The sequence below is a fragment of the Sphingobacterium sp. SYP-B4668 genome, assembly GCF_027627455.1.
Taxonomy (GTDB): domain Bacteria; phylum Bacteroidota; class Bacteroidia; order Sphingobacteriales; family Sphingobacteriaceae; genus Sphingobacterium.
In genome coordinates this window covers 2,514,776-2,529,085 of the sequence record NZ_CP115483.1, presented here as the reverse complement: position 1 = coordinate 2,529,085, position 14,310 = coordinate 2,514,776, and the positions used below count along the sequence as shown (strand labels likewise).

Sequence of the window (14,310 nt, the reverse complement as noted above, 5' to 3'; positions counted from 1 at the left end):
CAATTATTTATTAACCTGTGTTTGTAAAACAACACATACAATTGATAAATAGAATTACGATGAAACAGAAAGAATTGACTATCATCCTGGTGCATGGAGCATGGGGAGATGGCTCACATTGGCGACATGTGATTACACCCTTGGTGGCAGCAGGATATACGGTAAGGAGCGCACAAAACCCCTTGACTTCGCTTCAAGACGACATCGACAAAACCACCGATTTAATCGCAGCTCAGGAAGGAAAGGTACTCTTAGTAGGGCACTCTTACGGGGGAGCCGTAATCTCCGGTGCAGGCAATCACGATAAAGTAGTAGGTTTGGTCTATATTGCGGCCTTTGCGCCGGATAAAGGAGACAGCTTGGGAAGTATCTTTTCTCGTCGGGATCAACCGCCTGGAGGTAAGAGCATATATCCAGACAGTAAGGGCTTTCTTTGGATTAAATATGATGAATACCACGTGCATTTCTGCGCCGACCTAAGTGAAGATGAGGGCACGATCCTGTCGCTCTGCCAAAAACCTATCCACGCGAACTGTTTTCAAGATGCTGCCGGCCAACCGGCCTGGAAATCGAAACCTAGTTGGTACCAAGTATCCGATCGAGATCACATGATACCACCCCAGACACAGGTCGAAATGGCGGAGCATATACAAGCGAGAGAAATCCTACACCTAGATGCCAGTCATGCATCCTTGGCCTCGAAAGCCACCGAGGTAACGGATTTAATTATCAGGGCTGCAGGTGCCGTATAACGAACTAAAAGTCAACTTGCACAAATTGGTATTAGTCCCTATATTGGGGATATAATTTTAAATTATTTGTATGCGTATAGAGTATAGTAAAGTATCACCAGAGGGTTACCGTACCTTGTTGTCCATGTATGGATATCTTAAGACCTCCACCCTACCTTCGGCATTGCTGCACATGGTATACCTCAGGGTATCGCAGATCAATGGCTGCCCCTATTGTATAGATTTACATTGGAAGGATGCCATCAAAGAAAACGAAGATCCACGGAAGCTAAATGCTATTTCCAACTGGAAGTTTATGCCTTTTTTTAGTGAATCTGAAAGAGCAGCACTGGCCTGGGCCGAAGAAATGACCATACTCCCAGGGCAAGAGGTGGGAAATGCAGTATACGAAAATGCAACGAAGCACTTCGATGACAAGGAACTTGTTGATCTCAGTTTGGCAATATCGCATATGAACATGCTCAATCGAATGGCTATCGCCTTCCACCTGGTGCCTACGAAATAAGCCTACACAAATTTATAGCATATTTCAGAATGTTGCAGCGGCTGACACAAGTGTAGTCAACCGCTGTATTACGTGATTTAACCGTCAAACTCGCCACAATCTTTTACCTCAAACTTTTCCAAGGTGACCACCGGTATGTAATATTTTGACAATCTGAGTCCCTCTTTTAATTTGAGGTCTCCTTGCACAATGAATTCACGCACCGGGCCCTCTTCGGTGTTCCTGAAAATAAATACAACTCCAACAGTTTTTACCTTCACTTCAGCCCCGCTATCATTCAGATCAATGATATCAAATCGCTCCTGCAACGTACTATCACATACATTGGTCACGATTACCTGCTTTGCAGTGACTTCTATCTTCGCCAGATCGCAAGCGTAACAATTTCCTGTAAATTCAATTCCATACTTCTTGAACACATCCTTTTCATGGTCTTCCAATATGGTCACCGGTAATAGGTCTAATACTTGCTGGGATTTGCTTCTTGAGGTGTTGGATAGTGTACTAACTTTTGGACTTGTAATAGTAGTAGCGGCACTATCTGCACGAGTCTCATCGGCGGGACCTTGTTGGGTGGCAGTAAAGGAACAACCGGTTACAAGTGTCAGCAATACTATGCTGAGTATTATTTTTGAATTTTTTCTGCTTTTCATATTTATTTTTTCCTTAATTCATTTTCCATAACCTTGCCCTGCTCTTTAAACCTAAGCGTCAAAAGTAATCAAATGATGCCGATGCTACCATCCCCAAAAATAGGGAATTTTATGACGGCTACAGTATAGGGTAGATATACGCTTCGTATTTCGAAGTCTTTTATCTGAATTCCAAAAAATGTGTAAAAAATAGGGGTGCATCCTTTTACGGATACACCCCTATATTCCTTTATCAGTCTGCTGTTATAGCATCGAGAATCCGCGAGACCCAAATTTAAAAGATAAACCAAGTTCATGGCTACTGTTGGTAATGTATCTATTCAGGTCCTTATTCTTAAGATTCTGTTGATAACTATATGCAAAGCGAAGTTTGCCAATGTTGAACTCTGCAATCCCCATCAGGTCGCCACGTTGCCTATAACCAGCGCCGATACCCACCTTGGGACTGATGAAGAGTGTCGCCGACCCGTCGAACTGTAGCCCGGTCACCTCTCTGTAGCTGGCCAACAGATTAGGTCGTAGATGAAAATTACTGCCTAGATCAAAAAGCATACCCGTAGATACATAGAAGGTATTGTCACGTCCAAATTGACGGACATAATCTGAATCATTTGATCCAAAGATAGCGCGAGGCATGGATAGTCCAACATAGTATTTATCTGGTCGGACTAAAGAGGCCGATAGTCCATAGAGCAGGGTACCATACTGTACGTTCTGGAATGCGGGGTCCTCCGGAGCTAAGGAAGTAAAATCTCCCCGTTGCTGGGTATAGCCCAGATTCAGGCCCAGGCCTACATATTCTTGATCCGAAATCTGAAGGGTCTTGGTGAAATTGGCTGACACTTCCGTGGAGCGTTCCACACCTATGCGAAACTGTTTGGCATTAATTCCCACAGCAATGCCCCGTTGTCCAATACCGAGGTTCCCATTGAACCAAATGCTCTTGGGCGCTCCGTCTAGACCCGCCCATTGGTATCGATATACCAAAGCCGCATCACCTTCACCTCCATTGAGCAGGGCGTTAAAGCTGGGGTTCAACATCTTGCTAAACGAGCCCGACAATGCCGGGTCGATATACTGCTGCCCACTTACACGAACGTTGGACAGCAGCATGATAATGGCCATAATCGCCATTATCCTGTATCTGCAGATTGATATTTTTGTTGTTATCTTCATTTTCTGTTATTTATGCTATAAGCGGTAAGCAATTCAAGATGTCGCTGTCGTCTAGTACTTCACTACGAAAAATCCTTTGTCGTAGTGCCATTTGCCACCCATGCGAACTTCTAAGACATAGAAATAGGTCCCTGTTGGCACTGCACGGCCTTCTCGTACACCATCGAAGTAATTGCTACTATTGTTGTAGTTCTTGATCTCGCGTACGAGGTTACCGTTGGCATCAAAGATCGCAATCTTGTTTTCTGGATACTCATCGATACCTTCTATACGCAGATAATCATTGATACCATCACCATTAGGTGATACCGCCTGATTTACCCGTACTGGCAGACGCGCCCCATCTTCATTACGTACCCGTAATTCACGAACTACCTTCTCGGCAGCCATATAGTTGGCATTTCCATCTTGCTCTGCACGGATACGGGTAAGGCCCACACCTTTCACCGTGACGGTCCGATCACCCGTAACTTCTGCTACCAGCACATTGTCGCTGTAGATCTTAATCGGTAATTCGCTGTTACTGCTGATGTCAAGCTGCAGCTCACCAGCGTCACGATATACAGGCTCGATAGCAGCAAAGCTAATGACCTGCTGTGCCTTGGTGATGGTCAGACTAGCATTAAGCGTCTGCCCAACGTAGTTGTTGCCACCATCGATTGTTGCCGTCACGGAATGTACACCAGCCACAGTCTTGGCGTTGCCGCTGTAGCTAACCGTAGCGCCTGTTGGCAAGGTACCTGTGATAGCAAGTGATTTGGCCGTACCGTCATAAACGAAGGTCGCATTGGCAAAACCGATGCCCACCAAAGCAGCTTTGGTAATCGTCAGACTAGCATTAAGCGTCTGCCCAACGTAGTTGTTGCCACCGTCGATCGTGGCTGTCACTGGATGTACACCAGCTTCCGTCTTGCCATTGCCGCTATAGTTGACTGTAACACCTGTCGGTAAGGCCCCTGTAATAGCAAGGGACTTGGACGTGCCGTCGTAAACAAAGGTCGCATTGGCAAGTCCGATGTCCACTAAAGCAGCTTTGGTAATCGTCAGGTCAGCAGTAAGCGTCTCTCCAACGTAGTTGTTGCCACCATCAATCGTGGCCGTTACTGGATATGTACCAGCTTCCGTCTTGCCGTTGCCGCTATAGTTGACTGTAACACCCGTCGGTAAGGCACCTGTAATAGCAAGTGACTTGGACGTGCCGTCGTAAACGAAGGTCGCGTTGGCGAAGTTGATGCCTACTAAGGCAGCCTTGGTAATCGTCAGGTCAGCAGTCAGTGTCTCTCCGAGGTAATTGTTGCCACCATCAATCGTCGCCGTTACTGGATATGTGCCAGCTTCCGTCTTGCCATTGCCACTATAGTTGACCGTGACACCTGTCGGTAAGGCCCCGGTAATAGCAAGTGACTTGGCCGTACCGTCGTAACCAAATGTAGCATTGGTAAAGTTGATACCCATTAAGGCAGCTTTGCTAATCGTCAAGTCAGCAGTAAGTGTCTCTCCGATGTAGTTGTTACCACCATCAATCGTAGCCGTTACTGGATATGTACCAGCTTCCGTCTTGCCATTACCGCTATAGTTGACTGTAACACCTGCCGGTAAGGCACCTGTAATAGCAAGTGACTTGGACGTACCGTCATAACCAAACGTAGCATTCGTAAAGTTGATGCCTACTAAGGCAGCTTTGCTAATCGTCAAGTCAGCAGTAAGTGTCTCTCCGATGTAATTGTTGCCACCATCAATCGTAGCTGTTACTGGATATGTACCAGCCTCGGTCTGCGCATTGCCGCTATAGCTGACTGTAACACCTATCGGTAAGGCACCTGTAATAGCAAGTGACTTGGCCCTACCGTCATAACCAAATGTAGCATTAGCGAAGTTAATGCCTACTAGGGCAGCTTTGGTAATCGTCAGCTCTGCAGTAAGTGTCTCTCCGATGTAATTGTTGCCACCATCAATCGTAGCCGTTACTGGATATATACCAGCTTCCGTCTGCGCATTGCCGCTATAGTTGACTGTAACACCCGCAGGCAAAGTACCCGTCGTGGCAAGTGATTTGGCCGTACCGTCATAACCAAACGTAGCATTCGTAAAGCTGATCCCCATAAGATTGGCCTTGCCTACTTTCAAGGTCTGTGTAACATCAACAGCAGGTAAATAAGCAGCTGAGCCGCCTTGACTTGCTATTACATCAACAGTACCAGCACCTGTTATTCTCAATTTCCATTTATTTCCATCTGCGGCATCTTTGTAGGCTTCAGCCACTGTAGCATCAGAAGTCGTATAAGATACCTGAAGACCAGAGCTTGCACTGGCACTCAACAAGAAATCTAGGTCCCCATACGTCCTATCTGCCAAAGGAGTAAATGTAATATTCTGTGTACCCATAGGAGTTGCTGAGGTAAGCGCTTCCGTACTCGTATTGCCAAGGGTGTCAGCTGCTACCAAGAAATATTGGTGCAATATGCCATTGGTCAAGCCCGTATGTAAGAAGGACACTGTCCCTTTAGGGATATCGGCTAACTTAATTCTGCTACTGCCCTGCGCTTGCGAATACAAAATATATCCCTGCAAGTCGACTTCGCCATTTGCATCCCAAGTCAAGTTGACCTCCGTATCGCCTGCAGTCGAAACGAGATTGGTCGGCTGTGCTGGTGCAGTTTTGTCAATGACAAAGTTTACTATTGTCCTGTTACCAGCGACATCTACTACGATCAACTCGTAAGTACCTTCTGCATCCACTATCTCTCCTGAAATAAAGGAAGTCGTATTTAGTGTACCTGTACCTTCGTCAAAGCTAATGGTACGATCGTCATTGTACGATTTGCCATGTTCAACACCCGTCACGATTGGTGCCTTTTGATCTAATATTATACTACCACTTGTTTCGGTGATATTGCCTCTTAAATCTTTGACACTTACATAAATCGTTTTCGTCGCATCCCCAGGTGTTAAGTCCCAAAGTTTCGTATTAAAGAATGACTCTTCAGCACTCCAGGAAACATTATCGTTGGAGAATTTCATGGTACTCAAATCAGTATCGTCAATTTGTAAATTTAAATTTACTTGTGCATTGTTGGTATGAGTCTCACCATCATTGATACTTAAAACAACCTGTGATATTTTTGAGTCGACTTTTACCGCACTTGTATTGCCCACTGAATTCAACGTCAGGTCAGCGTTATTGCCTGCTGCGTCCCAAAGCGTTCCTCCATTAAGTGATAACGATCCAACAGTAATACCATCATCATCCTGTAATCCATTTGCTACTGTATATCGAAATACTAATGTCGTGGTTCCTGAACCTGATAGGTAGCCAGCATATGTCGTCTGGTCGGCAATGCTAAGGGCAATCCTAGGCGAACCACCTGTGACGTCTAGAGTTACAGCTTCCGAGAAGTTGACTATAAAGTCCAGGTTTTGTGCTCGGACATAATATCCATCTGCAGGCACACTCATCGATGTTACCGTAGGAACAACCCCATCTATCACGATGCTACGTTGCCCGGCAATGGAATTAGATCCGCCAACCGCTGGCAAGGTCAATATCGCATCATCAGCAAAGGTGTTTTTAATAGTAGCACCATTCAAAGAAAGCGCAGCCGTCGATATATAGTCCAGATCAGACGATTGATCCCCAGCCTGTACCGTATAGTTAAACGTCAAGGTATTACTTCCGCTTCCAGCTACATAAGTTGCTGATTGGTCAGTTGTACCAGTTTCCAATACAAGTGTAGGTACACCCCCATCCACGGTAACCGCTTGATCAAAAGTTACTGTAAGCGCAATAGCATCGTCTATTTTATAGGTACCATTAGCCGTTAACGCGCCAACCGAAATGACTCTCGGATTAATCGAGTTGACTGTAATGATGATATTGTCGATATCAATTTGGGCCCCACCTGTACCAGTAAGCCCCAAATCATTGGTAAGGATCTGAATACTTGCTGGACCATTGTAACCTGGTGTCGGAGTAAATACCAATCCGTCCAAGGCGGCATTAATGTCTGCAATTGCCCCCTCAAAAGTCATTGTCGCGTTTCCGTTGCCGCCGAATATAAAGGAAAGTCCGTTAGTACCGCTAAGCGTTAACAAGCCGTTAGTTGCCGTCAAGGTACCCTTTACAACTCCACCTCCAGCATCGACATCCGAAATTGAAATCAAGTTACTATTTGAAGCACTAAAGACCAGTGTAGCATCTTGATCCACGGATTGCGCGCCCGGTACCGAATTGACCGGTGCATCGTTGACAGCCGTAACAACTAGTGTAGTAGTTTTGGTATCCATTAATGCCGTTCCGCCAGTGTGTCCATTATCGGTAATGGATACTGTCAATATCACATTAGTAGTTGCATGGCTAGCCGTAGTAAATGTGACAGCACCCGCTGCTATAAAAGCGTTGATCTTCGAAATGCTTCCACTAAGTGTCAACGTTTCGGCAGTTCCGCCTACCGTTACATCCATTGTACTTGCAGCATTCAATGCACCACTAGGCACTGACAGAGTCACCAGCACTGAATTTGCTCCAGCATCTACGTCGCTAAAACTAATACCTGTAAGCGGAGAAGCTACATCTTCCGTTACGGAAATATTTGCAGGCACTGTAACTACAGGTGCATCATTTACCGGATTGATGGTTAAATGCAACCATGCTGTCTCACACTTGGAAGGAACTCCATCATCGCAGACTTGGTATTGTAAACTATCCCTACCCGCGTAATTCGCATTCGGTGTATAGGTAAAACTACCATCCGCATTCAGGACTACCGTACCGTTAACAGGCGGCGTGACTAAGGATGCCGTTAAGGCATTACTTTCTGGATCCGAATCATTCGTTAGCACATTGCCCACTACTGGTATATCCTCGGTCAGGGTAATGTAGTCATCTACTGCAACAGGCGCATCGTTGACAGCGATCACGGAGACAGTTTTCGTAGCGGCCACAGATTCCAGACCACCATCGTGTACTTTGAAGCTCATCGTACGTGCAGCTGTTGAAGGATTTTGCGAGGTGTTGTTGTATTTAACCGCACGCAAAGCTGCCTGCCATTGCGCCAAAGTCGCCGAGGATCCAACGGAGCTAAGTGTCAGTACACCCGTTGCGTTATTGTACAGCGCTGCCGTTATATTACCCATTGTAGCCCCATCATTGGTAAATGTCAATACATCTTGTGTACTTTGTAAATTACCCGTAATCGCTACTGTTGCAGTAGCCAAGGTCGTATTATCCGGATCAGTAACCGTAAGAGCAGCATCTACCGCAACAGGTGTACCTTCGGTATAGGCGGTATTACCACCACTAGTAGTAACTATCGGCGCATTGTTTACGGCCACTATAGTTACAGTAGATGCTATCGATAGTGTAGTCCGATCGACGCCACCATTGGCTATGCCACCATCATCCTGGATGCTCGTTAAGGCTACTACACGAGCTGCTGTTGTCGGATTTTTACTGGTATTAAGGTAAGTTATTCCATTAACGAGGGTATTCCATACCGAAGTACTAACTCCGCTCAACTTGGATAGCGTTACAGTTGCTGTAGTGCCTGCAACAGAAACATTCACATTAATGGCATTGACCGCAGTGGTACTATTCATTCCATTTGATAATACTATTCTAGTACCCTCTATATACAATTCCTCTGTATTGGGGTCTTGTACTCCTGAAACCGTAAGCGTAGTTTGTTGTATCAACTGCCCCGCTTCGATAGTCGAAGATTGTGCATTTGAAAACATCGCGACTGCTTCCCCCCCTTCTGTGAAGGTCGGGTTTAAAGCTGTCGCAGTAAGTGTAGGTGCATCATTGACGGCCACTACATCCAGCGTAACGTTAGCCGGAGTACTCGTGCCACCATCCCCATCGTTGATGGTTACACCTACAGTACGCGCTGATGTGGATGGATCCGTCGTATTGGTATTCGTATAGGTCAGATTGCGGAGCAACGCCTGCACAATAGCAGGTGTGGCCGAAGCATTTAGCGTAATGACCAAATCATATGTATCCGTCCCACCGCTAGCTGTACGAGTACCGATAATCGTACCGCCATACGTAATATTTAATCCAGAGACACCAATTTGCCCCGCTGCTGTTCCTTGATTCCGAATGGAAAGTACATCTTCCGTCGGTACACGGTTAGCCGCGATGGAAACCGCCACATTGCCCCCATCAAAATCAGGAGAATCCGTATCGGTTACAGTTGCGTCAGCCCCTGCATCAATTACTACCACAGTTCCACCCTCTATATAAGTGACAGCATCTCCATTCAAATTGCCGATAACCGGAGCTGCATTTATAGGAGCCGTCAACGTAAAGTCATTGCCACTTCCACCAATGTAACTGGCGGTCAATACTGAACCATTGCCACCGGCAGTAATTGTCGAGCCTTCAGCTAAACCACTAAATGTACCGCTAATTACATCGACGGCATCGTTGACAATTATAGAATAATTATCCCCCTGTCCCGGCGTGTAACCATGAGTCACAGATAAGTTAGCGCCACTCACATTGACATTACCAAGAACAACCACCTGATCATAATCAGTACCTGCAGTGGTGCCGTTGATTTCTATAGCCAGCGTACTGCCCGAATTCATTAGCAAGTTTCCGTCCACCGTAAAGGTCCCAGCGCTATTGCCAGGTGAAAGTGTCCCGCCATTATTAACGTTAAGATTTGTTACGCTACCCGAGCCTATAAGAGTCGCGCCAGATGCAATTTCAACGATATTTGTTGCACTTAATGCACCATTTACGGCCAAGGTACCAGCCAATACTTGCGTAGCACCGCCATAGGTATTTATCCCTGGTAATGTCAGCACGCCAATACCGGTTTTCGTGAAGCTACCACTCCCACTAATAACACCCGATAACGTGACTGCTGCCGCGTTATTGATGCTTGCACCGCTGATAAGGGTGATGCTGTTATCAATAGTGGTCGCGCCAGTAATGCTAAAAGTACTGTTGTTGATGCTGAGTATTCCTGACCCCAAATTATCATCGTTAGCCACGCTCAGGGTACCGCCCCCAGACACCGCCATGCCGCCGAAAAAGGTACCGCTATTGCTGCCTGACAAGGTCAGCGTGCCGCTACCGGTTTTCAGAAACCCACCATAGCCGTTAAATACACCCGAGAAAGTGGTGCTGGCGTTGTTGCCACCTGATGAAAGGGCAAAATCGCCTAATGAAACGTTACCTGCTCCAGCCAACGACCCCAGTGTCTCATTTGCGTTCAGGGAGAGCGTGGCGCCACTTGAAACAGTAACTGCACTGGCATCATTAATTGCAGTTCCACCATAGAGCGCCAGCGTTCCTGCGCTAACAGTTGTGCTACCCGAGTAAGTATTGGAGCCGGAAAGGGTGAACGTACCGGTACCGATTTTGGCAATTCCGTTACCTATGCCAGAAATGACACCGTTGAACGTTGTACTGCTGTTATTACCGCCGATGATCAGCTTATACCCCAACACTACGTTCCCCGCACCCGCCAAAGAGCCGATGGTTTCATCTCCGCCACTCAAGGTCAAGGTTGCAAGGCTTGCCACGGTCACGGCGCTGGTGTTTCCGATACTGCTACCACCACTGATAGTCAGACCGCCCTCCGAAATATTGACCGCTCCAGTGGCTGTGTTGGTACCACTCAAGCTCAGCGTGCTGACTCCGGCTTTGGTAAGTTCGCCCGTACCGCTAACAACACCACTGAGCGTGACATCAGCACTGGTATTGATAGTCGAACTGGCGGTGATATCGATGTTATTGTCAATGGTTGTGACGCCTATTACTGCAAGGGTTCCGCCGTTGAGGCTAAGGCTTCCTGATGAAAGCTGATCATCATTGTCGATCTCCAAGGCACCAGCGGATACCGTCATCCCACCACTCATGCTAGCTTCGGTACCGGTATTGGACAAAAGCAGCGAACCAACATCCGTTTTATTGAGATTGCCGCTACCAATAAGTGCCCCACTGACAATCAATGTACCACCGGCAACACTGATGTTGGCATCGCCCACCAGGGTCACATTGCCGCTAAGGGTGCTGCTGCCATTAATTAAGTGCAATACACCATAATCCACGCTACTGACCGTCTTGCCGGCACCAGAGATGGTTAAGGCTTCAGCTACCGTGAGCCCGCCAGCAAATCGCAGGGTTGCGCCGCTGCTGACAGTGGTTGCGCCGGCAGTGGTACCGAGTGCATTGGAGTGAGTGGCAATCATAGTTCCAGCCATTAGGCTGGTCGCGCCGGAATACGTATTGTTGCCATCCAGTTGGAGGATGGCTTGACCATTCTTAGTCAAAGTGCCCGTGCCGGAAACAATGCCCGACAGGGTTAATCGGGTACTACCGTTACCGCCGCCAACATTAAAAGTACCACCGCTGGAACCTAATGCGATGGTATTGTCGATAGTAAAGCTAGTGCTGCTGTTGGTCAACGTGCCGCCGTTGAGCGTCAATGTGCCGGAGGATAGATGATCGTCATCGCTGACCACCAGTGTGCCCGCGTTGACGGTAATGCCGCCCGACATATTAGTCTTGTTGTTGACACTCGACAATGTCAGGGTGCCAGCGCCGTCCTTAGTCAGCGAACCAGTTCCGCTTAGCGTGGCGGCGATATCGACAGTGCCAGAGGAATTAGTAAAGCTCAATGTGGTACCGCCGCCCAGGGTAATAGTGGCACCGCTGCTGATGACCAAGCCCCCAGCCGCATCCGCATTAAGTGTCAGACTTTCGTTGATCGACAAGTTGCCGGCCAGCGACACGCTGGAATTGAAACTGTTAGTAAAAATCAGCGTCTGGCTGCCGGTGGCATCGGCCGCAGCAATTGCAATGGCTTCACTGAAGCTAACACCATTAGCAACATTGATCGTAGGAGTATCTGTCGTATTGGTGACATAGATAGTATCGCTGGCAACTGTTACATCTGCGGTAGTACTCGCAATGCCATCACTCAAGGTGAAGCGCATAGTGGCGTCACCCGCAGGGGTATCATTTCGGTAGGTAATACGTTGTATCACTTCATTGACCAATGTCCTCGTCGCAGCTGTGCCCGAACTAGTAAAGGATATCGTCAACACACCGCCCGCATTTGTAAAAGATGCAAAAGTAGATCCTCCGGTTTGTAAATGATTGCCAACCACTGTAAATGATGCACCCGTAGTAATGAAGCCAAAATCATCGGCTGATACGGTATTGCCCGCCCGCTGTACCGTCAAGGAAGCACCATTATAATCCCCCAGACCAGCATTCAATGCATCCATATCGGCATCACTCACACCTGCATTACCACTTTCATCTAGCGTAACGGTATTTCCAACACCCGCCCAAGCAACTAGATCGCCATGCAGATTAACAATCACTGGAGCCTGATTAGGAGGTACTGTTACAGCTAGCCTAGCCGGAAGTGATGTCGCTTCAGGGGGTATAGCTCCACTAACCACACAACGATACAAATAACCATTCATGCCCATCGTCACCCCTGTGATAGTGAGGGTATTGGAAGTTACGCCGCTGTATAGCGCACCGTTGGCAACATCTGAAAAAGCCCCTCCCGTACTAACCTGCCATTGGTAGCCTGTTGCTCCTATGGCAAGCATTGTGAAAGCAGTTTGCCCTCCTGCCATTATCGTTTTATCTCCAGGTTGTTGACTTATAGAAGGTGCAGCATTTACGGTCAGCGTAACGACATTCGAAACTTTGGCAGAAAGGCAGTTATTGGTTACAATACACCGGAATTGATCACTATTCAATGCCGCCGTAGCATTTGTTATTTGTAATGTAGCGGAGTTAGTTCCAAAAAAGCTTCCACCATCACTGATATTCGAAAATACACCGCCACCTATTTTTCGTTGCCATTGATAGCTTGTTGCGTCAGATGCCGTTACTGAAAGAGATCCCGACCCACCAATAGTTATTTGCGTATTTAGGGGTTGTGTACTTATCTGCACCTGATCAGTCACCAATAGATTGGCTATCGAGGAGTATTTACTGCCTGCAGCGCCAAAAGTCACCTTACAACGGTAGATATATGTATTAAAGCTAGCTGGTGTATTTACAATGGATAAAGTTGCCGAAGTGACACCATTGTAGTTTGTATTATTTTGAACATTATTAAAGGTATTACCGCCATCAGTGCTTACTTCCCACTGATGTGCAGTCGCCCCTGTAGTTGTGAGCGAAAAACTTGTAGGGACATTGGCACAAATATCCTTACTCTCTGGTCCTATTATTTCATTAGGAGGTTCACTTCCGGCATTCGGATTCGGAACAATCCGCATCACACTCCCTCCTGAATTACCATCATCTCCCGTCGTATAATAGCCAATATCTCCCTTGAACACTACACCCCAAGGGTAGATAAAAGCATTTGCCTTTAAATCGGTACGTAATGCCGCCCCTGTTCCTGATAAATTGCTGTATTTGGATAATTTATAGCCGCCTGCCGCACCTGTACTCTCCAAGGCATACAAATCATTACCTTCAATAGACAGGGCACTTGCATACTTATCTTTTGAGAGGTAGGTCTTTGACGTATAATTGTAGTTTCCACCGTTGTTGGCAACCTTGACAACACCTCCTTTCATAGAAATAAGATGTGCATACCATTCATCCACACAAAAGGGTTCCGTGTAATAAATATCACCATTTGTCGCAATTGCCAAATTTGTCGCATAACTTAAACCTGCTTCCGAAGGAATCCCTGAAAATAAGGAGGTATAACCTGAATTATTATTCAAATTATGATACCGAACAACCTCATAGGACGTTCCATTATGTTGTAGCACGTGAAGTCGATCGTTTGCATCTATTGCTAATCCGGTATAATATTTGGAAGGATTATTCTGAAAATCAGACACGGTATAGATTCCGTTACTATTCGTCAATTTTAGAATCTTATTCCCATTGTCCCCGATATGGGTACTGACGAAGATTTGGCCGTTGGCTGCCACAGCTAATCCCCAAGGATAGTTACCCGCATCATGTGTTAATCCCGAGTAGAGCACTGTTGGTTGCCCCTGACCGTTGGTATATTTCACCAACTGATAATTAGCATCATTAGGTGAAACTGCTCTGATCACATAAATGTTGCCATCTACATCTTTGGTTAATGCAGTATACAGTCCCCCAGTCGCTATATTCTGTGCGTTATAGTTCTGCGCCCAGGCCGATTGATGACAAAATATTCCCAGTACACAAGTAGACAAAAGTACAAGAACGTGATATAAGTATTTTTTCATA

Annotated in this window: 5 protein-coding genes; 2 read left to right on the top strand and 3 right to left on the bottom strand. The window is 46.6% G+C overall.

Annotated features, from left to right (window positions below; translation table 11 throughout):
* Nucleotides 1–59: 59 nt before the first annotated feature.
* Nucleotides 60–752, top strand: a complete 693-nt coding sequence (locus OQ289_RS10585) for an alpha/beta hydrolase (RefSeq protein WP_270090710.1) — start codon at nt 60–62, stop codon at nt 750–752.
* 70 nt (nt 753–822) lie between these two features.
* Nucleotides 823–1,257 carry a carboxymuconolactone decarboxylase family protein gene (locus OQ289_RS10580; RefSeq protein WP_270090709.1) on the top strand — a complete coding sequence of 145 codons (435 nt, stop codon included), beginning with the start codon at nt 823–825 and terminating at the stop codon, nt 1,255–1,257.
* Between the two features lie 77 nt (nt 1,258–1,334).
* Here the strand turns inward: OQ289_RS10580 and OQ289_RS10575 are convergent, their stop codons facing one another.
* The 3 genes from OQ289_RS10575 to OQ289_RS10565 all read right to left on the bottom strand — a co-directional run bounded on the left by OQ289_RS10575 (nt 1,335) and on the right by OQ289_RS10565 (nt 14,309).
* Entirely contained in the window at nt 1,335–1,910 is a 576-nt protein-coding gene (locus tag OQ289_RS10575; protein ID WP_270090708.1) for a hypothetical protein, read from the bottom strand.
* Nucleotides 1,911–2,153: 243 nt separating this feature from the next.
* On the bottom strand, nt 2,154–3,086 hold the full coding sequence (locus OQ289_RS10570; RefSeq protein WP_270090707.1) for a PorP/SprF family type IX secretion system membrane protein: 933 nt from the start codon (nt 3,084–3,086) through the stop codon (nt 2,154–2,156).
* A 51-nt stretch (nt 3,087–3,137) separates the two neighbouring features.
* Nucleotides 3,138–14,309 (bottom strand): autotransporter-associated beta strand repeat-containing protein, encoded by an 11,172-nt coding sequence (locus tag OQ289_RS10565; protein WP_270090706.1) that lies wholly within the window; start codon nt 14,307–14,309, stop codon nt 3,138–3,140.
* Between the last annotated feature and the right edge of the window lies 1 nt (nt 14,310).

Excerpts from the sequence above, each read along its gene's own strand:
- OQ289_RS10585 (WP_270090710.1), top strand. The coding sequence starts at position 60 with ATGAAACAGAAAGAATTGACTATCATCCTGGTGCATGGAGCATGGGGA.
- OQ289_RS10580 (WP_270090709.1), top strand. The coding sequence starts at position 823 with ATGCGTATAGAGTATAGTAAAGTATCACCAGAGGGTTACCGTACCTTG.
- OQ289_RS10575 (WP_270090708.1), bottom strand. The coding sequence starts at position 1,910 with ATGAAAAGCAGAAAAAATTCAAAAATAATACTCAGCATAGTATTGCTG.
- OQ289_RS10570 (WP_270090707.1), bottom strand. The coding sequence starts at position 3,086 with ATGAAGATAACAACAAAAATATCAATCTGCAGATACAGGATAATGGCG.
- OQ289_RS10565 (WP_270090706.1), bottom strand. The coding sequence starts at position 14,309 with ATGAAAAAATACTTATATCACGTTCTTGTACTTTTGTCTACTTGTGTA.